The organism is Bradyrhizobium sp. USDA 4474 (assembly GCF_054057515.1).
This window is the reverse complement of record NZ_JBSRZJ010000002.1, coordinates 3,048,104-3,072,054: the sequence shown is the minus strand read 5'-3', so window position 1 is coordinate 3,072,054 and position 23,951 is coordinate 3,048,104. Positions and strand designations below refer to the sequence as shown.

The window sequence follows — 23,951 nt, the reverse complement described above, 5'->3', positions numbered from 1 at the left end:
GCCTAGCCCTTCTCGCCAAAGACTTGACGGAACCGCGGATCGAGCCGGTCGCGCAAGGCGTCGCCGACCAGGTTCAGAGAGAATGCCGTCGCCACGATCATCATGCCCGGGAAAAAAAGCAGCCAGGGAGCGCGCGTGATGAAGGTGCGGGATTCCGCCAGCATGTTGCCCCAGCTCGGAATTTCCGGCGGGGCGCCGAGGCCGAGAAAATCGAGTGACGCCGCGCCAAGCTGCGCAAACGCAAAGACGAAGCTCGCCTGGACGAGAAGCGGCGAGATCAGGTTCGGCAGGATGTGCTTGCCGATGAGCCATATCGTCCCGGCGCCCATGCTGCGGGATGCCTCGACATAGGTTTCGGCGCGCAGGCGCAGCGTCAGGCCGTAAACGATGCGCGTCGTTGTCGTCATGTAGCCGAGCCCGATGGCGAGAATGGCATTTGTCAAACTCGGCCCCAGTATGACGATCAGCCCGAGCGCGAGCAGCAGCGTCGGGAACGCCATCAGGACGTCGACCATCCGCATCAGCAGATGACCAAGACGGGGGAAAAGGGCCGACAGAATGCCGACCGGCACGCCCGTCGCGAGGGCGAAGAGCACCACGCCAGATCCGATCAGCAGCGCCATTCGCGCAGAGTGGATGACGCGTGACAGGGTGTCCCTGCCGAACTGGTCGGTTCCGAACCAATGGATCGCGTTCGGCGGCGTCAGGCGGATCACCGGATCGATGGCATTGGGATCGTAAGGCGACAGCCAGGGTGCAAAGAGCGCAGCGAGCACCGTCGTCGAGAGGATGCCCAGTCCCGCCAGCGCGATCGGGCGGGCGATGAATGGCTTCAGCCAAAGGATCGCGGCGTCGCGGCTCATTGCAGTTCAACCCTGGGATCGAGCACACGGTAGCTGAGGTCGACAAGCAAGTTGATCAGCAGATAGGCGACGACGATGACCAGGATGACGCCCTGAATCACCGGGTAGTCGCGGCGCAGGATCGATTGAACGACGAGGCGGCCGATGCCCGGCAGGGCAAACACGGTTTCCGTCACCACGGCTTCGGAGAGCAGCGCCGCGAAGGTGAAGCCGAATGCCGAGACGACGGCCAACAGCGCATTGCGCAGGATGTGCCGGCGCACCACCTGCCATGGCCGGATTCCCTTGGCTCGGGCAGTGCGCACGTAATCCTCGCGCGAGACATCCAGCATGCTGGCGCGCGTCAGCCGCAGGATCAGCGCGGCATTCGGAGCCGCCAGCGCCAGGCTGGGAAGAACGAGATAGCGCAGGTTGATCACGCCGCCTTCGAAGATCGACGGATAGCCGGAGCTCGGAAACCAGCCGAGCCAGGCGGCGAAGATCAGGATCAGATAGAGCCCGACCCAGAACGTTGGGATCGAGGCCATCAGCATCGCCGCGCCCGACAGGCCCTGGTCAAGCCAGGTGCCGTGCCGGACTGCTGCAATCACCCCGACCGGGACCCCGATCAAGGCGACCCAGATCATCGTCAAAGTGGCGAGCAGGACGCTGGTTTCGGCGCCATCGGCGATCACCGAAGTGACGGGCGCCTGGAAGAAGATCGATCGCCCGAGGTCGCCCTCGAGCACGTGGCCCGCCCAGGTCAGATATTGCAGGATGATCGGTTGATCGAGACCGAGCTGATGCCGCAATGCGTCGATCTGGTCGGGCGTCGCGGTGTCGCCGAGCAAGACATAGATGGGGTCGCCGGGCACGACATGGATGAAGGCGAAAATCATGACCGACGCCGCCACGAGCGTCACCGCCGTCGTTCCCGCGCGCTTGAGTGCAAATGACCACATGTGATTGTGCGGCTGATCAACGGCGACGACGCGCGACGCTTGCGGGCGCTCATCGTCCCCAGGGCTTTCGTCCCGCGCTCCCTATTTCGCCGATACGTTCCAGAAGGCGGGGCCGTTCGGATTGAGCCCCTTGAGCTTGGGCGAGGCGATGTCATAGGTGTAGGCATCGCCCACCTTCATGACCGGCACCTGATCATAGATCAGCGCCTGGATCTTGTCCCATGTCGCCTTGCGTGCGGCCGGATCGGTCGAGCTGATCAACTCTGTCCGAAGCGAGCTGATCTCGGCGCTGTCCCACCAACCGGGATAACTCGCATTCAGGAATGTGAGGAGCAGCGGGTCGGCCGAGAACGAATGGTGGGTGACAAAGATGTCCCATTGTTCGGGCTGGCCTCGCATCTTCAGGAGGGTCGCCCAATCGACGACCATCATCTGAACATTGATTCCGGCGTCGGCCAGCTGGCGGGTGAAGACGGAGGCTTCGTCATAATGCGCCTGGTAGTTCGTCGAGACCAGGAGGCGGATGGGAGCCCCCGTGTAGCCCGCCTGCTTGGCGAGCTCCGCGGCCTTCTTTGGATCGTGAGGGCTGTAGCTGGCGACACCCTCGCTCGAGTACCAAGGCGTGCCCTTGGGGAAGATCGATCCCTCGGCATTCCAGAGGTCCTTGGGGCCGAAGGCCACGCGCAGGGCCTGCGACTTGTCAAGCGCGGTCTGGATGGCGCGGCGGAGCTTGTAATTCTCCTTCAGGATGCCCTGCTTGGAGTTCATGAAGAACAGGCCGAAGATCGGCGCATTGGTCCGCTGCACCTGGACCGACGCGTCCTTGCTCGGCGATTCGTAGAGATCGCCGGAGATCATTTCCGCATAGTCATAGTCGCCCGCCTGCACGCCGCTCACCCGCGTGCCGACATCGGGCACCGGGATGAACCGGATCTTGTCGAACACGGCGACGCGCGCGCCGGCGAAGCCGTCGGCCTTGTCCTTCACCGGCTTGTAGCCGTCGAATCTCTCGACCTCGACATACCGGTTCGGCCGCCACTCCACGAACTTGTAGGGACCGGTGCCGATATAGTCCTTCTGCTCGATCGGTCGATTGCCGGCATTGGTTGCAACCTCTTCCGGATAGATCGCGAGCCCGCCATTGACGTCCGCAACGAGTGTCTTCCAGGCGCCATTCGGTGCCGACAATTTCAGCGTGACCTCGTAAGTCCCGGTCGCCTCGACGGAACTGGCCGTCGCCATCAGGAGCTTGCCCCGTGCGCCGTAATTACCCCAGCGCCTCATCGAGGCGACGACGTCCTTCGCGGTCATTTCCTTGCCGTTGTGGAAGAGAACGCCCTCGCGGAGCTTGATGACGATGGTCCGTCCGCCGTCGTCCTCGCGAGCGCTCTCGGCCAGCAGCGGGCGTGGCGTGTAGGTCGAGTCCAGCGCATACAGCGTCTCGAAGACGTGGCGGCCGATGACGGATGCGACGTCCGCTGTCGTCAACATGACATCGAGCGGCGGCGGCTCACCGACGGTGGCTTCTCGAAGCAGTGTGGCGGCGCTCGCCTGCGTCATCAGGAGCAAGGCGGCGGTTAACCCGACGGCGCCACGCGCCAAAACATTGAGAGCGCGTCTCATGTTCACCACTCCCGTTTGGTCCACCGCCATCGCAGGCAGCGGACATGCTGCAGCCATGGGTGCCGCAACACGTTATCCTTTGTTTGAAAGCTACATACAGGATATGCTAGCTTTCAAGCCTAAAATTGCCTGGATTGTTCGAAAGGCGAACCGCGGCCGGGCCTGTTTAGTAAGTTTCTTACGAGAGCTCCCGGCCAACGGGCGCGGGTCGATGTGGGGTCGAGGAAGGCGGGCAATGCCGCGCGCGAAGCGAATTCACCCGGCGAGAACCGCTCGAACGGCGGCAGCGACCCAGCCGAGCCGCGAGGAATTGGTCCTCGGCGATATCCTCTCCGTCATCAGACAAAGTGCGCCGGGTCTCAGCCCATCGGAGCAACGCGTCGCGACGGTAGTTCTGGCTGATGTCGAATTTGCCATTCACGCCAGCAATTCCGAGCTCGCCCGCCGCGGCCGCGTCAGCGAACCCACCGTCACGCGGTTCAGTCGCTCTGTCGGTTGCCGCGGCGTCCGTGACTTCAAGGTCAGGCTGGCGCAAGCCATGGCGGTTGGACGGATCTACATCGAGCCACCCCCGCATGTCGGGACGGATCTGGCGCGACCGGCGCTCTGGCGTTCGGTGTTTCAGGAAATCCGTCGCGCCATTGCGGCTGCCGAAGAAGGGCTGGCGAGAGAGGATATCGAGAAGGCCGCCGAAGCCATCTCCCGCTGTTCGAAGCTTGCCGCCTTCGGCGTAGGCGGCGGCTCGACGCTCGCTGCAGCAGAGGTTCAGAATCGGTTCTTTCGCCTTGGCATCGCCGTCTCCCACGCCTCCGATCCCCGGTTGATGCGCATGATCGCGGCGACGCTCGGCCAGGACGATGTCGTCGTTGCGATTTCGACGACCGGGATGGCGAAGGAGGTGATCGAGGCCGCGGCCATTGCCAGGCAATATGGCGCCCTTGTCGTCGCGATCACCAAGCCGCGAAGTCGGCTGGCTTCAATCGCCGATATCGTGCTGGGCGTACACGTGCCCGAGGCGCCTGACGCGCTCAAGCCGACCGCCTCGCGCTATGCCATTCTCGCTGCCATCGACCTGCTCGCCGCCTCGACCGCCTATTGCAAGCCGCTCGAGGCGCAGGCCCGCATGCGGCGGATCAAATACGAGTTGCTGAAGGGCACGGATGGCAACTCGAATGGGCCGCTCGGCGATTGAAGCTGCGCGGCTGCCACCGGTTACGATCGCAATCCGCCTGCAACTCCGAATGCGCTACAAAACAACAAGGCGTCTCATTGGTGGAACGACATGGATTTGCTGGCACTCGCCGATTTCAACCTCGTCGCGCGGCACGGAGGCTTCGGGCGGGCCGCCCGGGCGTCTGGACGGCCGAAGGCGACGCTCTCTCGCCGCGTCTCCGAACTGGAGAGCAGCCTTGACCTGCGTCTCTTCGAGCGCGGAACGCGCACGTTGAAGCTCACGCAGGAAGGGCGTGCGCTTCATGAGCGGACCGCTGCGTTGCTCGCCGAACTTGATGACACGACGGCGTCGATCTCGTCTGGTAGCGACAAGCCGCGAGGCAGGCTGCGGGTCAGTGCACCCCTGCTGTTCTCGCAGACAGCAATGGGAAAGCTCGCCGCCGGCTTCGCGCTGAAATACCCCGATGTCCGGCTCGAGGTCACGACGGAGGATCGTTCCGTCGACATGATCGAGGAAGGCTACGACCTCGTGATCAGGGTCAATCCGGATCCGGATGAAACGCTCGTCGGACGGGTTCTGATGCGGGACCGGCTGGTGGTCGTCGCCGGCCCCGACCTGAGGAGGCCGAAGGCCGATCGCGCCGTTCCGGCCGTCGTGCGGGGGGCAGGTGATCTGAACCCTGCCTGGGACGTGACTGCACGGGGCAGGAAAGTCCGGATCACGACCGCTCCGGTGCTTCGCCTGTCGTCGCTCATCATGATTCGCGATGCCGTCCGCGCCGGCGTCGGCGCCGCGCGCCTCCCGGTGTCGCTCGTCAGTCACGATCTGAGCGCCGGCAGGCTCATCCATTGGGGCGATGTCGAGGGACCGGAAATCGCGCTCTGGGCGCTTTACCCGTCACGCAGATTGCTGAGCGCCCGCGTGTCGGCGTTTCTCGATTTCTTGAAGAATGCCTTCCCCTCCGGCACGCCCGAGGAACTCGCGGCTTTCATCGATTAGGACGCGGCCTCGCCCGCGGCATCTCAGCCCGGCGAAGAGCTTTTCGCTGACCTGTGGTGGCGCAGGACGTGAGCCACGTCCGCATCCGCTACATGGGGCTTGGTTCGATGAAACGGCATCAATTGTTCGGAAACGCGGCCAGCAGCCGGCCGGCGCCCGAGATGTTCGGGCCGTTCTTGCCCGAGCATCCCTGAAAATCGTCGTAGTTGGTCGGTTCGAAATGAATGTGGTCTTTGACCAGCTTGCCGTGTTCGGAATCGATCGCCCAGCCGATCAATCCGATGTGCATGTGCTGCAGATAGCGCACCAGGGACAGGGCGATTTCAGGCAGCGGTCCATCGACGCAACCGTTCGTCTCGACTGCATTCCATTCGGTGGCGATGATCGGATAGCTGGCGGCGTCCCGACCAAAGTGCGCGCTGAAATAGGATTCCGGCGTCGACGTCGGCTCCTTCTTCAAGCCGTCGAGGTAAGGATGGACGGCCAGGGCGAGCCGATCGGGAAGGGAGTCGTGCACGAGCGGGAACAGGTCATTCGTCCATTGCGCGTAGCCCAGTCCATCCAACAGCAGGATGTTGCGAGCCCCCATCGCTCTGAACATATCGACGAGGACCTGCATTTCGCTCGCCCATTCCTTGCGCGCCTGATCCCAGTTGGCCCGGCACGGCTCGTTGAACAGCTCGAACATCACGCCGGGATCATTGATGAGAGACGGAGCAAGCGTCTTCCAGGCCCGCGTCGTGCTGTCGTTGGGCATGCAAGGCAGGTTCGGCACGCCATTTTCGCCCTGTGCGTCCATGTTCGGAATGACGACAAGGCCGCCGGCGCGTGCTTGCCGAATGACCTTCAGCACCTCGTCACGATAGGCCGCCGAGTAGATGGCTGATTGTGGATCAAGTCCAGGCTGACTGATGGTCAGGCGAATCGCCTGAGCACCAAAGACGTTCTTGATCGCCCCGATTTCCGCCGGCCCCCAATCTTGGCGCACTTGCTTCGCCGATTCCTGCAGGGACGCGGACTCGTAATTGCCGAGCGGTCGATTGAGCGCTTCGACATCGATCCCCTTGGGCAGCCACGGCTTGCCGTCGAGAAAGAACTCGCGGCCCTTGAGCGTAACGTTCTGGGCAGCGAAAGCGGTGGGCGGCGCAAACAGGGTGAGTGCGAGGCTCAATCGTGCGAGAGCCCGCAACATGATGGCAAGGTTGGGCGGCAGCACCATTTTCTTGTACATCGATCAGGGCTTTCCCCACAGCGAGCACAGCGACGTTGCACGCGCCATGGTGCCGAACTCGGATGTACGGGGGATGAATGCGGGCCGGCGGCCGACCATAGCCGTGCGGGATCATGCGGACGCGCCTGGAGACGATGGTCTGACCTGTTCCCATTTCATCCAAATTGATTCAGGTTTTAGCCAATTCACCAACAATCGTTAGGGTTACTTCCTCGATGTCTAAGCGAATTATTGTCCGCTTTACCCCCCGCCTCTAACAGAGAAGGGACGGACAACGCACATGCCTCATACAGGCCAATGAGTGCGGCCCGCTCCATGCGGAGGTGGTACGATGCGGAACGAGACGATCGCTATTCACGCCGGCTATGAGCCCGAAGCCACCACGCACGCGGTCGCCGTGCCGATCTACCAGACCGCCGCCTACGCCTTCGACAGCGCCGACCACGGCGCGGCGCTCTTCAATCTCGAGGCCGAAGGTTTCCGTTACAGCCGCATCGCCAATCCGACCAGCGCCGTGCTTGAGAAGCGCATCGCACAGCTCGAAGGTGGTGTCGGTGCACTCGCGGTTGCGACCGGCCAGGCAGCGCTGCACTTCGCCCTGGTCAATGTCGCCGACCACGGCGGCAACATCGTGTCCGTGCCGCAGCTCTACGGCACGACGCACACGCTGCTCTCCCACATTCTCCCGCGCCAGGGCATCACGGGCCGCTTCGCCGAGAGCGACGCGCCTGATGCAATCGCAAAGCTTATCGACGAGAACACCCGCGCCGTGTTCGCCGAGACCATCGGCAATCCCGCCGGGAATGTTTGCGACATCGAGGCGCTGGCCAAGGTCGCGCATGCGCATGGCGTGCCGCTGATCGTCGACAACACGGTTGCCACGCCCATCCTGCTCAAGCCGTTCGATTACGGTGCGGACATCGCCGTGCACTCGCTGACCAAGTTCCTGGGCGGCCACGGCACCACGCTCGGCGGCGCCATCGTCGATTCCGGCAACTTCCCCTGGGCTGCGCATGCTGACCGCTTCCCGGCCTATAATGAGCCGGACGCGTCCTATCACGGCCTCGTCTATGCCGAGCGCTTCGGCAAGACCGCCTATATCGAGCGCGCGCGCAGCGTCTATCAGCGCACGATGGGCTCGGTGCTGTCGCCGTTCAACGCCTTCCTGCTGCTCCAGGGCATCGAGACCGTGGCGCTGCGCATGGAGCGCCACTGCGAGAACGCCCGCAAGGTCGCCGAATTCCTGCGCAAGGATCCCCGCGTCGCCTGGGTGAACTACACGGGCTTCCCGGACAGCCCATACTATCCGCTGGTCCAGAAATACCTCGGCGGCAATGCTTCATCTCTGTTCACGTTCGGCATCAAGGGGGGCATGGAAGCCGGCAAGACCTTTTATGACGCGCTGAAGCTGATCACTCGCCTTGTCAACATTGGTGATGCCAAGTCGTTGGCCTGCCACCCGGCTTCGACCACGCACCGGCAAATGCCGCCGGAGCATCAGCGCATCGCCGGAGTGCTGCCCGAGACCATCCGCGTCTCGATCGGGATCGAGCATGCCTCCGACATCATCGAGGACATCGACCAAGCCTTGGAAAAGGCCTGCCCGGCTGCGCGTCTCGAGGCCGCGGAGTAGGCAAACGGTCGATGAGCGTCTTGATCGCCAGGGATCAAGGTATCGCAAGCCCGGCGCTGGTTCCGGCAGAGGGTGATCTCGCGCGCGATCGCGGCGGCGCCGAGTTGACCATCGGGTTGATCAACAATATGCCCGATGCGGCGCTGAAGGCGACCGAGCGGCAGTTCATGAGACTGCTCCAGGCTGCCGCAGGGTCGCGCCGCATCCGCTTCCGTTGCTTTTCGTTGCCGTCGGTCAAGCGCTCGCCGGAAGCGAAATGGCATGTCGAGAGCGAATATTGCGATCTCTCCGATCTCAGGCGTCAGAAATTCGACGGGCTGATCGTGACTGGCGCCGAGCCGGTCGCACCTGAGCTCGACCAGGAGCCGTACTGGCGCGATCTCACCGAGCTGATCGACTGGGCCAGGATCAACACGCGTTCGACGATCTGGTCATGCCTCGCCGCCCATGCGGCGGTGCTGCATCTTGATCGCATCGGACGACGGCGGCTGCCGTCCAAATGTCACGGCATCTTCGACTGCGAGACGGTGAACAGTGACGCATTGACGCGCAATGCGCCGGCGCCGCTCAAGGTCTCGCATTCACGCTTGAACGAAGTCACGGAGCACGATCTCGCGCAGGCCGGCTATCAGGTGCTGACCCGGTCGGCCCGGGCCGGCGTCGACATCTTCGTCAGGCAATACGCCAGCCGGTTCGTGTTCTTCCAGGGCCACCCTGAGTATGACACGCTCTCGCTGCAGCGGGAATATCTGCGTGACATCGGCCGCTACCTGGCCAGGGAGCGCGAGGTCTATCCCGCGCTGCCGGTGGGCTATTTTGACGCAGCGACCGAAGCGAAGCTGGCGCGCTTCGAAAAGCGCGCCAAGCACCAGCGCCATCCTGCGCTGACCAACGAGCTGCCCGCACTGACTTTGCGTACGGACATTGCCGCAGGCAGCGCCGCCGCAGCGCTTTTCCGCAATTGGCTGCATTATCTCGGTGCGGACACGGATGCTCCGTTGCTCGCGCGCTGATTTGGGGCCGTTGGTTCCGCGTTGGAATCAGGTTCCGCGTTAGGATTACCCAAGCGTTAAACTTGCCTTCGATGGCGCGCAGATGTTTCAGTATGGAAATATTGGAATCACAGGGAATGCACCCGTGCTGTCGACTCTCAACGGACGCTTGAGCAATCGGCTGGCTCGGCATTTCCGCGCCGCGCCGCACCGTTTGCCGGCCCACGCGCCGATGGTGAGCTTCACCTTCGATGATGCCCCCGATAGTGCGGCAGGCGAGGGCGCCGCGATGCTGGAAGCGCATGGTGGCTACGGCACGTTCTATCTCGCCGGCAGCCTGATTGATCAGCCTGGCGATCATTGGCACGGCCTGTCGAGCGATGCGATCATTCGGTTGCATCGGAGCGGTCACGAGATCGGCTGCCACACGTTTTCGCATCGGCGCGCGGTCGATCTCGACGAGAGCGCGATGGCGCGCGAGATCGAACGCAACCGCAGCTATTTTCTCGGCATCGATTCCTCGATCCGGCTCGAGAATTTCGCTTATCCCTATGGTCTCGCCTCGGTCTGGCGAAAGCCGCAACTCGCCAAGACCTTCCGCTCGGCGCGCGGTATTCTTCCCGGCGTCAACAGCAACGTCATCGATCTCCAGTTCCTGCGCGCTTCGCCGCTGGTCAATTGCGAGATCGATGCTGATGGCGTCGACCGCTATTTTGACGAGGCGGTCGCAAGCGGCGGCTGGCTGATCTTTTACGGCCATGATGTCGTCGACGCACCGAGCCCCTATGGCTGCACCCCGGCGCTGCTGCGTCATGCGCTGAAGGCCGCCGCGACGCGCGGCATGCCGATTGTGACGGTCGCCGAGGGCCTGCGCAGGATCGGGGCGTAGCTTTTCGCCTTGCCCCGCTCGGGGGGAAAGATGGACTTGCAACGCCAGCCCCGCCATGCGACTGGCGTCGTGACGAATCTCTCGGAACCCCGCGACGCGCCCATGTCCCCCTCTTCAACCGCGCCGGCGCCGTCCGATGGCCGCGATGCGCTGTCCGTGCTGCATTCGGTGTTCGGCCTGCCGGGCTTTCGCGGGGCACAGGGCGAGATCGTCAGGCACGTCACCGATGGCGGCAATTGCCTGGTGCTGATGCCGACCGGCGGCGGCAAGTCGCTATGTTATCAATTGCCGTCGCTGTTGCGCGAGGGCTGCGGCATCGTGGTCTCGCCGCTGATCGCGCTGATGCGCGATCAGGTCGCGGGTCTGATCGAGGCCGGCGTCAACGCCGCCGCGCTGAACTCGTCGTTGTCTTCGCAGGAGGCCTCGGACATCGAGCGTCGCCTGATCGCGGGCGATCTCGACCTGCTCTATGTCGCGCCGGAACGTCTGGTGACGCCGCGCTGCCTCTCGATGTTGGCGCAGGCCAAGGTGGCGCTGTTCGCGATCGACGAGGCGCATTGCGTCTCGCAATGGGGCCACGACTTCCGCCCCGAATATGTCGGCCTCTCGATCATCGCAGAGCGGTTTCCCGACGTGCCGCGGATCGCGCTGACCGCGACCGCCGACGAATTGACGCGCAAGGAGATCGTCCAGCGGCTCCAGCTGACGGACAGCCCGCAATTCGTCTCGAGCTTCGACCGGCCCAACATCCGCTACGAGATCGTCGACAAGCGCAATGCGGTGTCGCAGCTCAAGGACTTCATCCGGGAGCGTCATGCCGGCGATGCCGGTGTGGTCTATTGCCTCTCCCGCAATCGCGTCGAGGAGGTCGCCGCCGCGCTGGATGACGCCGGTATTGCAGCGCTGCCCTATCACGCCGGACTGGACGGCAGTGTGCGCTCGCGCAACCAGGATCGCTTCCTCAATGAGGACGGCATCGTCATCGTCGCGACCATCGCCTTCGGCATGGGCATCGACAAGCCGGACGTGCGGTTCGTCGCGCATCTCGACCTACCCAAGAGCATCGAGGCCTATTATCAGGAGACCGGGCGCGCGGGGCGCGACGGCAAGCCGTCCGCAGCCTGGATGGCCTATGGCCTCTCCGACATCGTGCAGCAACGCCGGATGATCGATGAGTCCAGTGGGTCCGATGACTTCAAGCGCGTGTCGATCGGCAAGCTCGATGCGCTGGTCGGTCTCGCCGAGACCGCACAGTGCCGGCGCAGACGGCTGCTTGCCTATTTCGGCGAAACACAGCATGGCGAGAGCTGCGGGAATTGCGACAACTGCCTGACGCCGCCAAAGATGCGCGACGGCAAGGTGCTGGCGCAGAAGCTCCTGTCCTGCGCCTACCGCACCGGACAACGTTTCGGCGCGATGCACCTGATCGACGTGCTGATCGGGCGCCTGACCGAGAAGGTGACGCAGTTCGGCCACGACAAGCTGTCGGTGTTCGGCATCGGGCGCGAGCTCAACGAGAAGCAATGGCGCACCGTGCTGCGACAGCTGGTGGCGATGGGACATTTGCGGGCCGACAGCGAGGCCTTCGGCGCGCTGAAGCTGACCGACTCTGCGCGCGGCGTCCTGCGCGGCGAGACCGAGGTCTGGCTGCGCGAGGAGGCGCCCTCCGCGCGCGTCCGCGCCGGCCGGACGAAGCCGCGCCGTGGCGATTTGGCGCCTGCGGCCAGTGCGTCGCAGGGCGATGTCGATCCGGAATTGCGTGCGCGCTTGCGGTCCTGGCGCTCGGATGTGGCGCGCGAGCGCGGCGTGCCTGCCTATGTCGTGCTGCACGATGCCACCATCGATGGCATCGTCCGGGCCTGGCCGACCACGCTCGACGAGCTGCGCAACATCCCTGGGATCGGCGACAAGAAGCTCGAGCACTACGGCGAGGAGTTGCTGCAGATCGTCCGGACGCGGTAGGGCGTCCTCCTGCCAACGTCATCATCCCGGGCTCGCGACTTCGTCGCGCCCCGGGACGACAGCCTTGATGGCCTAGCCGTTCCTGAAGGCGTAGCCATAGCCGTTGAGCGCCGGCGCGCCGCCGAGATGGGCGTACAGGATCTTCGCGCCCTTCTCGAAATGGTTCTTCTTGACGAGGTCGATCAAGCCCTGCATCGATTTGCCCTCATAGACAGGGTCGGTGATCATCGCTTCAAGGCGTGCGGTGAGGCGGATCGCTTCCTTGGTTTCTTCCGACGGCACACCGTAGGCGGGATAGGCGTAGTCCTCGATCAGCACGACGTCGTCTGCAACGATCTCCTTGCCCAGTTCGACGAGCTTTGCGGTGTTCTGTGCGATCGAGAGCACCTGCGCTTTCGTCTGCGCAGGCGTGAACGACGCATCGATGCCGATCACCTTTCGCGCACGGCCGTCGGCGGCAAAGCCGACCAGCATGCCGCCATGGGTCGAGCCGGTGACGGTGCAGACGATGATGTAGTCGAACTTGAAGCCGAGCTCTTTCTCCTGCTTACGCACTTCCTCGGCGAACCCGACATAGCCGAGGCCGCCAAACTTGTGCACGGAGGCGCCGGCAGGGATCGCGTAGGGTTTGCCGCCGGCGGCCTTCACTTCCTCGATCGCCTGCTCCCAGCTCTTGCGGATGCCGATGTCGAAACCGTCATCGACCAGGCGCACGTCGGCGCCCATGATGCGCGAGAGCATGATGTTGCCGACGCGGTCATAGACGGCGTCCTCGTGCGGCACCCAGGCTTCCTGCACGAGGCGGCACTTCATGCCGATCTTGGCCGCGACAGCCGCGATCATGCGGGTGTGGTTCGACTGCACGCCGCCGATCGAGACCAGCGTGTCGGCATTCGAGGCGATCGCGTCGGGGATGATGTATTCGAGCTTGCGCAGCTTGTTGCCGCCATAGGCGAGGCCCGAATTGCAGTCCTCGCGCTTGGCGTAGATCTCGACATTGCCGCCGAGATGCTTCGACAGCCGCTCCAGCTTCTCGATGGGCGTCGGGCCGAATGTGAGCGGATAGCGCGCGAATTTGTCCAGGTTCATGGGTTCGTCCCGATTGGCGTTGCGTCGGGATGTGCTAGCATTGCGCCGTAAGAAGGTGTTCTCGAATTTTGCACTCATATTGCGCGTAACCTTGCAGGAACGGAATTTTTAAATAAGATTCCTTCCGGATCTGCACCGATTTACGGAAGCTTCTTTCATGTCGGGGCGTCTCGACCGTATCGACCTCAAGATGTTGAGATTGCTGCAAAATAACGGCAGGCTGAGCAACGCCGAGCTGGCCGTATCAGTCGCGATCAGCCCTGCCACCTGCCATCGCCGCACCCAGCGCCTGTTCGAGGACGGCTTTATTGCCGCTGTCCGCGCCATGGTGGCACCGAAGAAGGTCGCGAAGGGCACGCTGGTGATGGTCGGCGTGGTGCTCGACCGATCCACGCCGGAGAGCTTCGCCACCTTCGAGCAGGCCATCGCCAGGCTGAAATTCGTGCTCGACTGCCACCTCGTCGCCGGCGATTTCGACTACTTCCTCAAGATCCGCGTCGGCGACATGGAAGATTTCAACCGCATCCACGGCGAGCAGCTCATTGCGCTGCCCGGCGTCCGGCAGACCCGCACCTTCTTCGTGATGAAGGAGGTCGTCGACAACGCGCCCCTGGAGTTCTGAGCGGTCTTGACGATCGGGGACAGCGCCTGCTTTGAGCCAGGGGCGGACCGCCAGGCAGTTGCGACAATCACTCCGCCGCCTTGCTCGCGGGCGGCGGGGGTTTCCAGGCGATGCAGCGATTGCGGCCTTCGGCTTTGGCCTGGTAGAGCGCCTGATCGGCTGCGCCCATCAGTGCGTCGATGCCGGACATGCTGACGGAGGCCTCCGCAATGCCGATGCTCACCGTGACACCGAACTGCGCCTGATGAGCGCTCAGCCGGATCGCCATCGCCTGCTTGCGGATCCGTTCGGCGACGAGCTTGGCGCGCGACAGGCTGGTCTCGGGCAGCAGAACCGCGAACTCCTCGCCACCGATGCGGCCGACGAGATCGGATTTGCGCTTGCCCTCGTTGCATGCAGCTGCAACAGCCTTGATCGCTTCGTCGCCGACCGCGTGACCGTAGCGGTCGTTGACCGACTTGAAATGATCGATATCGAGCATCAGGACGGAGACCGAGCGGTAGTAGCGCTGGAAGCGGCTCCATTCCGCGTCGAGCGAACCCAGGAAATGCCGGCGGTTGTACAGGCCCGTGAGCGGATCGGTGGTCGCCAGCCGCTCCAGCATGGTGGCTTTGTCGTTGAGATCGGTGATGTCGACATAGGTCAGCATGCGGCCGCCGTTGGACATCGTGGTGCAATGGGCCCTGATGCGTCGGCCGTCCGGCGTCTCGAGGTCGCGCACATGATCGCCGGCCTTGACCTCTTCGACGCGCCGCGCCGGAAATTTCGCCAGTTCGTTCGCCGGCAGATCGGGGGCGCTGGCGCGGTGCACGCGCCGCACCAGCGACGAATAGGCCGGCCGACTCGCCGCCTGGTCTTCACTGACATCCCAAAAGCGCCGCATGCGTCTGTTCATGAAGGTGGCGCTCAGATCGGCATCGAGAAGCAGGACGCCATCCTGGACATTCTCCAGCGCATCCCGCAGCTGCTTCAACTCGTCCGAGGCGCGCACGATGTCGGTCACCGGCGTATAGGTCAGCATGCGTCCACCGTCCGGTAATGGCGTCACCTGCACGCGCACCACATCACCATTGGTTCGACGCACATCGGCCGGCGTCGGGTCGCCTGCCTCGACCACGCGAACTCGTTCTTTGACGTGCGCATCGAGAGCGGGGTCCGGCACCTCGTAGGCTCCGATGTCGCGTCCATGAAGGAGGAGGGTGATAATGGATGGATTGCTATCGGCGACCTCGTCGGGCAGGTGCCACATTTGACGAAACGATCGGTTGATCAGGCGAGCTCTGAGGCTTGAATCGAGCAGCACGATGCCGGTCGGCACATGATCGAGGGCGGCACGCAGGGCCAGCATCTGGGCGCGCATCAGCGAGTCGGACGAGCGCTCCTGTTCGTCGCCGGCGGGGCGCCCGACGCTGTCAGGCCGTTCAAAGGCGACCCCGACCTGGCGGTCAGATCGCCAGACCATGCGGCAGCTCTGGATATCGCGTCCCTCGAGTCTGAGCTGGAACCGGTCGGGCACGCCAAGGCCGCTCTGCATCTCCAGCGTCGCGGCCTCGTCAGTTAGCCGACGCACGACGCAGTCGATGGTCGACTGGCCATAATTGAAGATGATCTTCCCGGCCAGGAACGTGCGTTCCGGCACCAAGCGGGACATTCGTGGTCTCCAAGGCTGAACGGCATGCGACAATGCCGCCTCAATGTCGCGCAAGGTTCCTTGCGACAATCTAACGCGTCTGATGTTTTTGGATGAAGATTAACGATCGGTTGATGCGGAATGCGGGATCGACCGCTCCAGTGAGTCATCCAGCCGATTGCAGGCGCTACGCTTTACCAATATCCACCATGACCCGCGGGGCGTGTGCGATTCACGCTCTCATGCCTCTACCGCTCGCCGCACCTGCTCGCCGATCTGCGACAGCACGAGCTGAGCCTGCGGCAGGATCGCACCCATGGCGTGGAAATTGTGGACCATCCCCTCGTGGCAGACGTGCTCGACCGGGACGCCCGCGGCGAGCAGCTTGCGCGCATAGGCGTTGCCTTCGTCGCGCATCGGGTCGAACTCGGCGGTATGGATGATTGCGGTCGGCAGCCCGGTGAGCCGCGTCGCGCGCAAGGGCGAGATGCGGGGATCGGCGGCATCCCGGCCCTCGGGCAGATAGTCCGATAGATCGGCCTCGATGGTGGCGCGGTCGATCAGATGCCCTTCGGCGAAGGCCTCGCGCGAAGGTGAAGTCTCCTCGAAATCCAGCACCGGGCAGATCAGGCATTGTGCGACGATCGAGAGACCGGCGCTTTGCGCCGCCTCCTGGCACACGATCGCGGCCAACGTAGCGCCTGCGGAATCGCCGCCGAGCACGAGCCGTTCGGCATCGATGCCGAGTGAGGACGCCTCGCGCGCCACCCATTCGGTCGCCGCGATCGCGTCGTCCACGGCGGCGGGATATTTGTGCTCGGGCGCCAGCCGATAGTCGATCGAGACGAGGCGGCAGCCGGTCGCATGCGCGAGTGCCGCTGCAATGCGGTCATGCGTCGCAATACTGCCGGCCACGAGCCCGCCGCCATGAAAGAACACGAAACCCGGCGCGCGCGCACCGGCGGAGGCAGGCGAATAGAGCCGATAGGGCAGCTTTCCGCCGGGACCGGGCAGCATACCGTCTGACGTGGTCACGTCAGGCGCCTCGGCACGCGCGAACTGCATCAGCTTGGCCAGCGATTCACGTCGCGCCTCGATGCTGGGCCGGCTGCGCGCCTGCGGCGCGGCCGCAGCCATCATTGTCAACAAGCGCTTGGCGAGTGGATCGAGCGGCATGGGAAACTCCGTGACCGGGCCGAAATTATAACCTGTTTGGACGAGATGTCGTCCCAACCTCCTGCGAGGGGGAGAGTTGATGCTTCGCCGCAGCAAATCGTTTAGAAGTCGGGGCAATAGTGCCCGGAAATTTCTCGAGGGGAGGCCTGGCATGGCCGAGATCAAGAAACCGATCGACTATTCGCCGAGCTGGACCTTCTTCGAAGGCAAATGGCACGACGGCAACGTGCCGATCATGGGACCGCGCACGCATGGGGCCTGGCTCGGTTCGGTGGTGTTCGATGGTGCGCGCGCATTCGAAGGCGTCGCGCCCGATCTCGATCGTCACGTCGCCCGCGCCAATCAATCCGCGATCAATTTTGGCCTGAAGCCGGTGGTCGATGCCGACACCTGGATGTCGCTCGCAAACGACGGCATTGCACGCTTTGCGCGGAATGCCGAGCTCTATGTCCGCCCGATGTACTGGGCCCAGCACGGTGCGGGCGGCGGGGTGCTGTTCGATCCCGAGACCACCAATTGGTGCCTGTGCATCTACGAGGCGCCGATGCCGAAGCCGACAGGCAATGCGATCACACTGTCGCCGTTTCGCAGGCCCACGGCCGAATGCGCGCCCGTCGACGCCAAAGCGGCCTGCCTCTATCCGAACAATTCGCGCGCGCTGGCGGAAGCGGCCTCGCGCGGCTTCCAGAATGCGCTGATGCTCGACATGCTCGGTAATGTCGCGGAGTTCGGCAATTCGAACGTGTTCATGGCCAAGGACGGCGTGGTCTTCACGCCGGTGCCGAACGGCACCTTCCTCAACGGCATCACCCGCCAGCGCGTCATCGGCCTGCTCCGGAGCGATGGCGTCACCGTGATCGAGAAGACGCTGCGCTATGCGGATTTCCTTGCCGCAGACGAGATCTTCTCCACCGGCAATTTTGCGAAGGTCGCGCCGGTGATTCGCATCGACGCACGCGAGCTGAAGCCGGGCCCGCTCTACAGCAAGGCGCGAAAGCTCTATTGGGATTTTGCCCATGCGGCGCAGCTGGCGGCCTGACGCTAGCTAGCCCGCCGTCGAAAGCGGCTGAACTGAAACGCCTGCGTCGAATGCCACGGCGTGTGATGGGTGTCGCCGCGCGTCTCGACCAGCTCGAACTCCGGCCCGAGCTCCCTTGAAAGGCTCGTGCTGTCGTGTCGCTGCACCGGCAGGCCGCTGCATGTCTGCGGACCATCGGGCGCGAAGGTGGCGATGATGACGTGTCCGCCCGCCGCAACCGCCGATCGCAGACGCTCGACGTAAGCGGCCCTGTCGCGCGGATCGGTCAGGAAGTGAAACGCGGCACGATCATGCCAGATGTCGTAGGCCTTCACCGGTCGCCATGCGGTCACGTCGGCAACGATCCAGTCGACCGCCGATGCGGCTGCACCGATTCGCTTCCTCGCTGCCTCAAGGGCGTTGGCAGAGAGGTCCAGCACGGCGAGATTGCGGTATTCGTCCTGAAGCAGTGCGTCGGCCAGCCGCGATGCCCCGCCGCCGATATCAATGATGGCCGCGTCGCGATCCGGATTGGCGGCGCGAATCATCTCGATCGAGATCGCCGGGCTATTCTGAAACCAGCTGACCTCGGCCTCGCCCTTCGTGGCGTAGACGTTGTCCCAATGCGTGGTGCGGTCGGACATGGCAGCTCCGGCCTTCGCCGGGACGGCACCGCGCAAAGGCAATGCCGCAATCAACAGGCAGTTCGCGCGCCCGCCGCATGCGGACGCGTCAATGCGGAGGTGTCTACTCGTCCTTCTTCGACATGCGCTCGAGGCGTTCCTGCATGTCCTTCATCTGTTGGCGCAGGTCGTCGATATTGCTGTCCGTCGCCGCCGGGGCGCTGGCATCGGGCTCCGGCTCCGGGGTCGTTGCCGGCCGGCCCGCATTGGGAGCAAACGGCTTGAACATCGAGAAGGTTTGCTGAAACAGCTCCATGTTGCGGCGGACCTGTTCTTCCAGCGGGGCGAAGGGCGTGCCCGACAGCGTGTTGGCGATCTGCTTGCGGAACTTCTCCTGCTCCTGGGTCAGCGTCGCGATCGACTGCTCCAGATATTTCGGCACCACCATCTGCATGCTGTCGCCGTAGAAGCGGATCAGCTGGCGCAGGAAGGTCGTCGGCAGCAGGTTTTGGCCGGCCTTGTTCTCCTGCTCGAAGATGATCTGGGCGAGCACCGAGCGGGTGATGTCGTCGCCGGTCTTGGCATCGTAGACCAGGAAATCTTCGCCATCCTTGACCATGGCGGCGAGGTCTTCCAGCGTCACATAGGTGCTCGTCCCGGTGTTATAGAGCCGGCGATTCGCGTATTTCTTGATGGTGGTGGGTTGGTCTGATTTCGCCATGGGCTCTCACTCGTAGCGCTGAGAACGGGAACCTGCGGGGCCAATGCCGCAGGGCGGGAAGAGTACGCAACGCAACAAAGTAAGCATTTTCAAAGGGGGCACGCTACCGTTTTGTGCGGCACGGTTAATCGCACAGCAAAAACGTGCTTGCGAAATGGCCAAGAACGCTATTTTGAATGCGCTGCGGGATGAATTCGGCGACCTTCCGATTGACATGCCGCAATGACGTTAACAGGATGCCATCCGAGACTGGCGAGCCGTTTCCCAGCCCCGTCTGCCCCCTTTGAACCCCAGGAGATGCCCATGTCAGACGATGTCGTCATCGTCAGCGCCGCCCGCACCCCGGTCGGAAGCTTCAACGGAGCCTTCGCGACCCTTCCCGCCCACGATCTTGGTGCCATCGCCATCAAGGCCGCGCTGGAGCGCGGTGGCATCGAGCCCGGCCGGGTCTCCGAGGTCATCATGGGCCAGATCCTGACTGCTGCTCAGGGTCAGAACCCCGCCCGTCAGGCCTCGATCGGCGCCGGCATTCCGGTGGAAAGCCCGGCCTGGGGCGTGAACCAGCTTTGCGGCTCGGGCCTGCGCACGGTCGCGCTTGGCTATCAGGCGCTGCTCAACGGCGATTCCGAGATCGTGGTTGCCGGCGGCCAGGAATCCATGAGCATGGCCCCGCACGCCCAGTATCTGCGCGGCGGCGTCAAGATGGGCGCCGTCGAGTTCGTCGACACCATGATCAAGGACGGCCTGTGGGATGCCTTCAATGGCTACCATATGGGCAACACCGCGGAGAACGTCGCACGGCAGTGGCAGATCACGCGTGCCCAGCAGGACGAGTTCGCGGTCGCCTCGCAACAGAAGGCCGAAGCTGCGCAGAAGGCCGGCAAGTTCAACGACGAGATCGTCCCCGTCACGATCAAGGGCCGCAAGGGCGATACCGTCGTCAGCGCCGACGAATATCCGCGTCATGGCGCCACGCTCGATGCGATGGCGAAGCTCCGTCCGGCTTTCGAGAAGGACGGCACGGTGACCGCGGGTTCGGCCTCGGGCATCAATGACGGCGCTGCCGCCGTGGTGCTGATGACCGCGAAGCAGGCCGCCAAGGAAGGCAAGAAGCCGCTCGCGCGTATCGTGTCGTGGGCGCAGGCCGGCGTCGATCCGAAGATCATGGGCTCGGGCCCGATCCCGGCCTCGCGCGCGGCGCTGAAGAAGGCCGGCTGGAACGTCGGCGACCTCGACCTGATCGAGGCCAACGAGGCCTTCGCGGCGCAGGCTTGTGCCGTCAACAAGGATCTCGGCTGGGATACGTCGAAGGTCAACGTCAATGGCGGCGCGATCGCGATCGGCCATCCGGTCGGCGCGTCCGGCGCGCGCGTGCTGGTGACGCTGCTGCACGAAATGCAGAAGCGCGATTCGAAGAAGGGCCTCGCCACGCTGTGCATCGGCGGCGGCATGGGTATCGCCATGTGTCTGGCGCGCGACTGAAGCTGACATCCGGCTGATGAACCAGCGCGTGCGCTGCACACGACGGTGAGTGCGTTGCACGCGACCAAAAAAGCAGCGGTTGCAAATCAATTATTCTTCGCAACCGCGCAAGCTTCGACTAAATACAAACGCCCGGCTCAACGCCGGGCGTTTTGTTCTTGATGTCCGTCAAACCAACCGCATAATCCGCATCTAAAACACCATCACTGAGAAACGTCCGAAGAGTCCAAGGGAAGGAATACACTATGGCACGAGTTGCATTGGTCACGGGTGGGACGCGCGGCATCGGTGCTGCGATCAGCAAGGCGCTGAAGGCGGCCGGCTACAAGGTCGCGGCGAGCTATGCCGGCAATGATGCGGCGGCAGAGAAGTTCAAGGCCGAGACCGGCATCTCCGTCTACAAGTGGGACGTCAGCAATTTCGATGCCTGTGCCGAGGGCGTGAAGAAGGTCGAGGCCGAACTCGGCCCCGTCGACATCCTCGTCAACAATGCCGGCATTACCCGCGACACCGCCTTCCACAAGATGACGCTCGAACAGTGGAACGCCGTGATCAACACCAATCTCGGCTCGCTGTTCAACATGACGCGACAGGTGATCGAGGGCATGCGCGCCCGCAAGTTCGGCCGCGTCATCTCGATCTCGTCGATCAACGGCCAGAAGGGGCAGTTCGGTCAGGTCAATTATTCCGCGGCGAAGGCCGGCGACATCGGTTTCACCAAGGCGCTGGCGCTCGAGAATGCCAAGGGCGGCATCACTGTCAACGTGATCGCGCCGGGTTACATCAACACCGAGATGGTGCAGGCGGTGCCAAAGGACGTTCTGGAAAAGAACGTGATCCCGCAGATCCCGGTCAACCGGCTCGGCGAGCCGGAAGAGATTGCGCGCGCGGTCGTGTTCCTGGCGGCCGAGGAAGCCGGCTTCATCACCGGCTCGACCCTGACCATCAACGGCGGTCAGTACCACGCCTGATCGGGCGCCAAGCCGGTAGCGTCAGGCGCGACAAGACGATATTGAAGGCGCTATGCCCGGCCCCGTGCCGGGCATAAGCGTCCTCAGAGCCTCTCAATCAATGAATCCGCGCACGGCAACACTGGTCGGACTGACCGCGATCCTGATGTGGTCGCTGCTGTCAGTGATGACGGTGGCCACCGGCAAGATCCCGGCGTTTCAGCTCGCTGCGATGACTTTTGCGATCGGCGGTCTCGTCGGTCTGCTGACCTGGATCGGCCGCGGCGACGCGGCGAAGAGCCTGCGTCAGCCCCTGGTCGTATGGGTGGTCGGCGTCGGTGGCTTGTTCGGCTACCACGCGCTGTATTTCCTCGCGCTGCGATTCGCGCCGCCGGCCGAGGCCGGCCTCCTGAACTACATGTGGCCGCTGCTGATCGTGCTGTTCTCGTCCTTTCTGCCGGGCGAGCGGCTGGCCATGCATCACATCATCGGCGCCGTGCTCGGCCTCGTCGGCACCGTGCTGCTGTTTGCCGGCAACACCTCCGGCTTCGCGCCGGGCGCGGTGCCGGGATTGATCGCGGCCTTCATCGCCGCTTTCGTCTGGGCGACCTATTCGGTGTTGTCGCGGCGCCTGAAGGCGGTGCCCACCGACGCTGTCGCCGGCTTCTGCCTCGCCACATCGATGCTCGCCGCGTTGATGCATGGTGTGGTGGAAACCACGGTGTGGCCCGAGACTGCGTTGCATTGGCTTGCCGTGATCGGACTCGGCATCGGCCCCGTCGGTGCCGCCTTCTACGCCTGGGACATCGGCATGAAGCGCGGCGACATCCGCGTGCTCGGTGCCGCCTCCTATGCGACGCCGCTCCTGTCGACCGGCTTTCTCATCGCCGCCGGCTTTGCCAAAGCCAGCGCCAACATCGCCATCGCCGCGATCCTGATCGCCGGGGGCGGCCTGATCGCGGCGAAGGACATGGTGCTGCGGAAGCGTTGAGACGCGCTCAGAGCGCCGGCTGCCAGCCCGGCGGCCGATACGTCGATTCCGGAATCCGCCCAAGCTCGGAGCGCTGCAAGCGTTGCGACGTCAGGCCATAGAATTCCTGGAAGCTCATGATCAGCGGCCGCCATCGGTCCGGATCGATGCGGTTCGGCACGCCATCCATCATGATATGGGGATGCGCGTGCACGCGGGTGACGCGGACCTCGACCGCGGTGAGATTGCCGCCCCAGGCCGTATCGTCCTGGGCCATCTCATGCACATAAGCAACCTTGGCTTCGATCTGCACCGGACACTCGGCCACGCGCGGCGCGCTGACCGTTTCGCCTGCCAACGCCGTCAGACCGCCGAGTTCGAACTTGTCCTTCTCGTGCCGATAGCCGCGATAGAGTTTTCCTGGCGGCACGGGATCCGAGCCCGTGGTGCGAGCAAGGCGGTCGACGGCACCGACAAGATCGGCCGAGGGCAGATTGAGCACGCATTCGCCGCTGCGAATCATGTTCTCGGTGGTCTTCGAGTTGCGCGCGAGCCCAAGCATGCAGCGCCAGCCGACCCACCATGCCGAGGACATCGGTGCGAGATTGTGAGTGCCGTCGTCATTGGTCGATCCGATCAGGACGACCGGCGTTCCAAAATACAAAATGGCCGGGTCGATCTGGACGGCGGCGGGACCGAGTGTTCCGTGCATCGTACGCTCCTGTTGACTGGAAGCGCAGTCGTAGCGGGGGAAGCGAATCGAACCCACCCGATTCCGGATAGCAGAGCGTTTTCGAGCGAAGTGGATACCGGTTCGCGTAAAGAAAACGCGTCAAACAAGAATCTCTACGGCTCCCAGCCTTTCGGCGCGAGCTCGAATTTTGCAAACTCGAAGGCGGGTGCCACGGTGCAGCCGACCAGCGTCCACTCGCCTGACGTCTCCGCCATCTGCCACGCGTCTGCCGGCACGATCGCCTGTGGCCGTTCGCCGCTCACAAGGTCTGTGCCGAGCCGCACCTCGTGCTGGGAGCAGCCGTCGTGGGCGATACGGAGCATCAAGGGGCTGCCGGCGTAGAAGTGCCAGGTCTCGACCGCATCGATGCGATGCCAGTGCGAGCGCTCGTTGCGCGCGAGCAGGTAATAGATCGAGGTCGACCGCGAGCGGCCATTGGCGTCGGTGGTCTGGTCGCGAAAGGTTTCGCGGTAATGCCCGCCCTCGGGATGCGGGCGGAGTTCGAGGCGCGCGATGATCTCGGCTGCGGTCGGCATCGATCCCCGTCAGGGCTTGTTCTCGAGGAGTTAGTCTTCGGGACTTGGCCTTCGGGACCTGGCCTTCGGGACCTGGCCTTGAGGACCTGGTCTT

The 23,951-nt window shown here is 63.8% G+C and carries 22 protein-coding genes; 11 read left to right on the top strand and 11 right to left on the bottom strand.

The annotated features are described in order from the left end of the window. Nucleotides 1–2 precede the first annotated feature (2 nt). The 3 genes from ACVW16_RS16405 to ACVW16_RS16395 all read right to left on the bottom strand — a co-directional run bounded on the left by ACVW16_RS16405 (nt 3) and on the right by ACVW16_RS16395 (nt 3,427). On the bottom strand, nt 3–863 hold the full coding sequence (locus tag ACVW16_RS16405; protein WP_456736953.1) for an ABC transporter permease: 861 nt from the start codon (nt 861–863) through the stop codon (nt 3–5). Continuing rightward, entirely contained in the window at nt 860–1,804 is a 945-nt protein-coding gene (locus ACVW16_RS16400) for an ABC transporter permease (RefSeq protein WP_456700198.1), read from the bottom strand. The genes ACVW16_RS16405 and ACVW16_RS16400 overlap by 4 nt, the downstream gene beginning before the upstream one ends. A gap of 81 nt (nt 1,805–1,885) precedes the next feature. Next, nucleotides 1,886–3,427, bottom strand: a complete 1,542-nt coding sequence (locus ACVW16_RS16395) for an ABC transporter substrate-binding protein (protein WP_456802371.1) — start codon at nt 3,425–3,427, stop codon at nt 1,886–1,888. A gap of 235 nt (nt 3,428–3,662) precedes the next feature. On the opposite strand from ACVW16_RS16395, the gene ACVW16_RS16390 reads away from it, so the two are divergent. Together ACVW16_RS16390 and ACVW16_RS16385 are read left to right on the top strand one after the other, a co-directional pair. After that, on the top strand, nt 3,663–4,619 hold the full coding sequence (locus tag ACVW16_RS16390) for a MurR/RpiR family transcriptional regulator (RefSeq protein ID WP_456736955.1): 957 nt from the start codon (nt 3,663–3,665) through the stop codon (nt 4,617–4,619). Between the two features lie 90 nt (nt 4,620–4,709). Beyond that, nucleotides 4,710–5,600 (top strand): LysR family transcriptional regulator, encoded by an 891-nt coding sequence (locus ACVW16_RS16385; RefSeq protein WP_456700196.1) that lies wholly within the window; start codon nt 4,710–4,712, stop codon nt 5,598–5,600. A 118-nt stretch (nt 5,601–5,718) separates the two neighbouring features. Here ACVW16_RS16385 and ACVW16_RS16380 read toward each other — a convergent pair whose 3' ends face one another. After that, complete coding sequence (locus ACVW16_RS16380) at nt 5,719–6,819, bottom strand: cellulase family glycosylhydrolase (protein WP_456736956.1); 1,101 nt, start codon at nt 6,817–6,819, stop codon at nt 5,719–5,721. Nucleotides 6,820–7,162: 343 nt separating this feature from the next. Between ACVW16_RS16380 and ACVW16_RS16375 the strand changes: the two genes are divergently transcribed. The 4 genes from ACVW16_RS16375 (at nt 7,163) to recQ (ending at nt 12,307) form a co-directional block, all read left to right on the top strand. Further along, nucleotides 7,163–8,464 (top strand): O-acetylhomoserine aminocarboxypropyltransferase/cysteine synthase family protein, encoded by a 1,302-nt coding sequence (locus ACVW16_RS16375; RefSeq protein WP_456736957.1) that lies wholly within the window; start codon nt 7,163–7,165, stop codon nt 8,462–8,464. Between the two features lie 11 nt (nt 8,465–8,475). Further along, nucleotides 8,476–9,477, top strand: coding sequence for a homoserine O-succinyltransferase MetA (metA, locus tag ACVW16_RS16370; protein ID WP_456736958.1), 1,002 nt, complete (start codon nt 8,476–8,478; stop codon nt 9,475–9,477). Nucleotides 9,478–9,601: 124 nt separating this feature from the next. Beyond that, nucleotides 9,602–10,345 (top strand): polysaccharide deacetylase family protein, encoded by a 744-nt coding sequence (locus ACVW16_RS16365; protein WP_456736959.1) that lies wholly within the window; start codon nt 9,602–9,604, stop codon nt 10,343–10,345. Nucleotides 10,346–10,447: 102 nt separating this feature from the next. After that, complete coding sequence (gene recQ, locus ACVW16_RS16360; RefSeq protein ID WP_456736960.1) at nt 10,448–12,307, top strand: DNA helicase RecQ; 1,860 nt, start codon at nt 10,448–10,450, stop codon at nt 12,305–12,307. 72 nt (nt 12,308–12,379) lie between these two features. On the opposite strand, the gene ACVW16_RS16355 is transcribed toward recQ, so the two are convergent. Further along, complete coding sequence (locus ACVW16_RS16355) at nt 12,380–13,396, bottom strand: 1-aminocyclopropane-1-carboxylate deaminase (RefSeq protein WP_092231250.1); 1,017 nt, start codon at nt 13,394–13,396, stop codon at nt 12,380–12,382. A gap of 157 nt (nt 13,397–13,553) precedes the next feature. On the opposite strand from ACVW16_RS16355, the gene ACVW16_RS16350 reads away from it, so the two are divergent. Further along, a complete protein-coding gene (locus ACVW16_RS16350; protein WP_456736961.1) occupies nt 13,554–14,018 on the top strand; it encodes an Lrp/AsnC family transcriptional regulator in 465 nt (154 codons plus the stop codon). 67 nt (nt 14,019–14,085) lie between these two features. Here ACVW16_RS16350 and ACVW16_RS16345 read toward each other — a convergent pair whose 3' ends face one another. Beyond that, a complete protein-coding gene (locus tag ACVW16_RS16345) occupies nt 14,086–15,669 on the bottom strand; it encodes a diguanylate cyclase (protein ID WP_456736962.1) in 1,584 nt (527 codons plus the stop codon). Between the two features lie 219 nt (nt 15,670–15,888). After that, nucleotides 15,889–16,824 carry an alpha/beta hydrolase gene (locus tag ACVW16_RS16340; RefSeq protein ID WP_456736963.1) on the bottom strand — a complete coding sequence of 312 codons (936 nt, stop codon included), beginning with the start codon at nt 16,822–16,824 and terminating at the stop codon, nt 15,889–15,891. Nucleotides 16,825–16,975: 151 nt separating this feature from the next. On the opposite strand from ACVW16_RS16340, the gene ACVW16_RS16335 reads away from it, so the two are divergent. Beyond that, nucleotides 16,976–17,863 carry a branched-chain amino acid aminotransferase gene (locus ACVW16_RS16335; RefSeq protein WP_456736964.1) on the top strand — a complete coding sequence of 296 codons (888 nt, stop codon included), beginning with the start codon at nt 16,976–16,978 and terminating at the stop codon, nt 17,861–17,863. Nucleotides 17,864–17,865: 2 nt separating this feature from the next. Here the strand turns inward: ACVW16_RS16335 and ACVW16_RS16330 are convergent, their stop codons facing one another. After that, a complete protein-coding gene (locus ACVW16_RS16330) occupies nt 17,866–18,486 on the bottom strand; it encodes a class I SAM-dependent methyltransferase (RefSeq protein WP_456700187.1) in 621 nt (206 codons plus the stop codon). A 103-nt stretch (nt 18,487–18,589) separates the two neighbouring features. Beyond that, the gene (gene phaR, locus ACVW16_RS16325) at nt 18,590–19,186 is read right to left on the bottom strand and encodes a polyhydroxyalkanoate synthesis repressor PhaR (RefSeq protein ID WP_456700186.1); all 597 of its coding nucleotides are present in this window, start codon (nt 19,184–19,186) and stop codon (nt 18,590–18,592) included. A gap of 303 nt (nt 19,187–19,489) precedes the next feature. Between phaR and ACVW16_RS16320 the strand changes: the two genes are divergently transcribed. The 3 genes from ACVW16_RS16320 to yddG all read left to right on the top strand — a co-directional run bounded on the left by ACVW16_RS16320 (nt 19,490) and on the right by yddG (nt 22,609). Then, nucleotides 19,490–20,668 carry an acetyl-CoA C-acetyltransferase gene (locus ACVW16_RS16320; RefSeq protein WP_092231435.1) on the top strand — a complete coding sequence of 393 codons (1,179 nt, stop codon included), beginning with the start codon at nt 19,490–19,492 and terminating at the stop codon, nt 20,666–20,668. Nucleotides 20,669–20,913: 245 nt separating this feature from the next. Beyond that, the gene (phbB, locus tag ACVW16_RS16315; protein WP_092231271.1) at nt 20,914–21,639 is read left to right on the top strand and encodes an acetoacetyl-CoA reductase; all 726 of its coding nucleotides are present in this window, start codon (nt 20,914–20,916) and stop codon (nt 21,637–21,639) included. 100 nt (nt 21,640–21,739) lie between these two features. Beyond that, entirely contained in the window at nt 21,740–22,609 is an 870-nt protein-coding gene (gene yddG, locus ACVW16_RS16310) for an aromatic amino acid exporter YddG (protein WP_456700185.1), read from the top strand. A gap of 7 nt (nt 22,610–22,616) precedes the next feature. On the opposite strand, the gene ACVW16_RS16305 is transcribed toward yddG, so the two are convergent. Together ACVW16_RS16305 and ACVW16_RS16300 are read right to left on the bottom strand one after the other, a co-directional pair. Then, nucleotides 22,617–23,300 (bottom strand): flavin reductase family protein, encoded by a 684-nt coding sequence (locus tag ACVW16_RS16305; protein ID WP_456736965.1) that lies wholly within the window; start codon nt 23,298–23,300, stop codon nt 22,617–22,619. Between the two features lie 134 nt (nt 23,301–23,434). Next, complete coding sequence (locus tag ACVW16_RS16300; RefSeq protein ID WP_456700184.1) at nt 23,435–23,857, bottom strand: cupin domain-containing protein; 423 nt, start codon at nt 23,855–23,857, stop codon at nt 23,435–23,437. Between the last annotated feature and the right edge of the window lie 94 nt (nt 23,858–23,951).

Excerpts from the sequence above, each read along its gene's own strand:
- ACVW16_RS16405 (WP_456736953.1), bottom strand. The coding sequence starts at position 863 with ATGAGCCGCGACGCCGCGATCCTTTGGCTGAAGCCATTCATCGCCCGC.
- ACVW16_RS16400 (WP_456700198.1), bottom strand. The coding sequence starts at position 1,804 with ATGTGGTCATTTGCACTCAAGCGCGCGGGAACGACGGCGGTGACGCTC.
- ACVW16_RS16395 (WP_456802371.1), bottom strand. The coding sequence starts at position 3,427 with ATGAGACGCGCTCTCAATGTTTTGGCGCGTGGCGCCGTCGGGTTAACC.
- ACVW16_RS16390 (WP_456736955.1), top strand. The coding sequence starts at position 3,663 with ATGCCGCGCGCGAAGCGAATTCACCCGGCGAGAACCGCTCGAACGGCG.
- ACVW16_RS16385 (WP_456700196.1), top strand. The coding sequence starts at position 4,710 with ATGGATTTGCTGGCACTCGCCGATTTCAACCTCGTCGCGCGGCACGGA.
- ACVW16_RS16380 (WP_456736956.1), bottom strand. The coding sequence starts at position 6,819 with ATGGTGCTGCCGCCCAACCTTGCCATCATGTTGCGGGCTCTCGCACGA.
- ACVW16_RS16375 (WP_456736957.1), top strand. The coding sequence starts at position 7,163 with ATGCGGAACGAGACGATCGCTATTCACGCCGGCTATGAGCCCGAAGCC.
- metA (WP_456736958.1), top strand. The coding sequence starts at position 8,476 with ATGAGCGTCTTGATCGCCAGGGATCAAGGTATCGCAAGCCCGGCGCTG.
- recQ (WP_456736960.1), top strand. The coding sequence starts at position 10,448 with ATGTCCCCCTCTTCAACCGCGCCGGCGCCGTCCGATGGCCGCGATGCG.
- ACVW16_RS16355 (WP_092231250.1), bottom strand. The coding sequence starts at position 13,396 with ATGAACCTGGACAAATTCGCGCGCTATCCGCTCACATTCGGCCCGACG.
- ACVW16_RS16350 (WP_456736961.1), top strand. The coding sequence starts at position 13,554 with ATGTCGGGGCGTCTCGACCGTATCGACCTCAAGATGTTGAGATTGCTG.
- ACVW16_RS16345 (WP_456736962.1), bottom strand. The coding sequence starts at position 15,669 with ATGTCCCGCTTGGTGCCGGAACGCACGTTCCTGGCCGGGAAGATCATC.
- ACVW16_RS16340 (WP_456736963.1), bottom strand. The coding sequence starts at position 16,824 with ATGCCGCTCGATCCACTCGCCAAGCGCTTGTTGACAATGATGGCTGCG.
- ACVW16_RS16335 (WP_456736964.1), top strand. The coding sequence starts at position 16,976 with ATGGCCGAGATCAAGAAACCGATCGACTATTCGCCGAGCTGGACCTTC.
- ACVW16_RS16330 (WP_456700187.1), bottom strand. The coding sequence starts at position 18,486 with ATGTCCGACCGCACCACGCATTGGGACAACGTCTACGCCACGAAGGGC.
- phaR (WP_456700186.1), bottom strand. The coding sequence starts at position 19,186 with ATGGCGAAATCAGACCAACCCACCACCATCAAGAAATACGCGAATCGC.
- ACVW16_RS16320 (WP_092231435.1), top strand. The coding sequence starts at position 19,490 with ATGTCAGACGATGTCGTCATCGTCAGCGCCGCCCGCACCCCGGTCGGA.
- phbB (WP_092231271.1), top strand. The coding sequence starts at position 20,914 with ATGGCACGAGTTGCATTGGTCACGGGTGGGACGCGCGGCATCGGTGCT.
- yddG (WP_456700185.1), top strand. The coding sequence starts at position 21,740 with ATGAATCCGCGCACGGCAACACTGGTCGGACTGACCGCGATCCTGATG.
- ACVW16_RS16305 (WP_456736965.1), bottom strand. The coding sequence starts at position 23,300 with ATGCACGGAACACTCGGTCCCGCCGCCGTCCAGATCGACCCGGCCATT.
- ACVW16_RS16300 (WP_456700184.1), bottom strand. The coding sequence starts at position 23,857 with ATGCCGACCGCAGCCGAGATCATCGCGCGCCTCGAACTCCGCCCGCAT.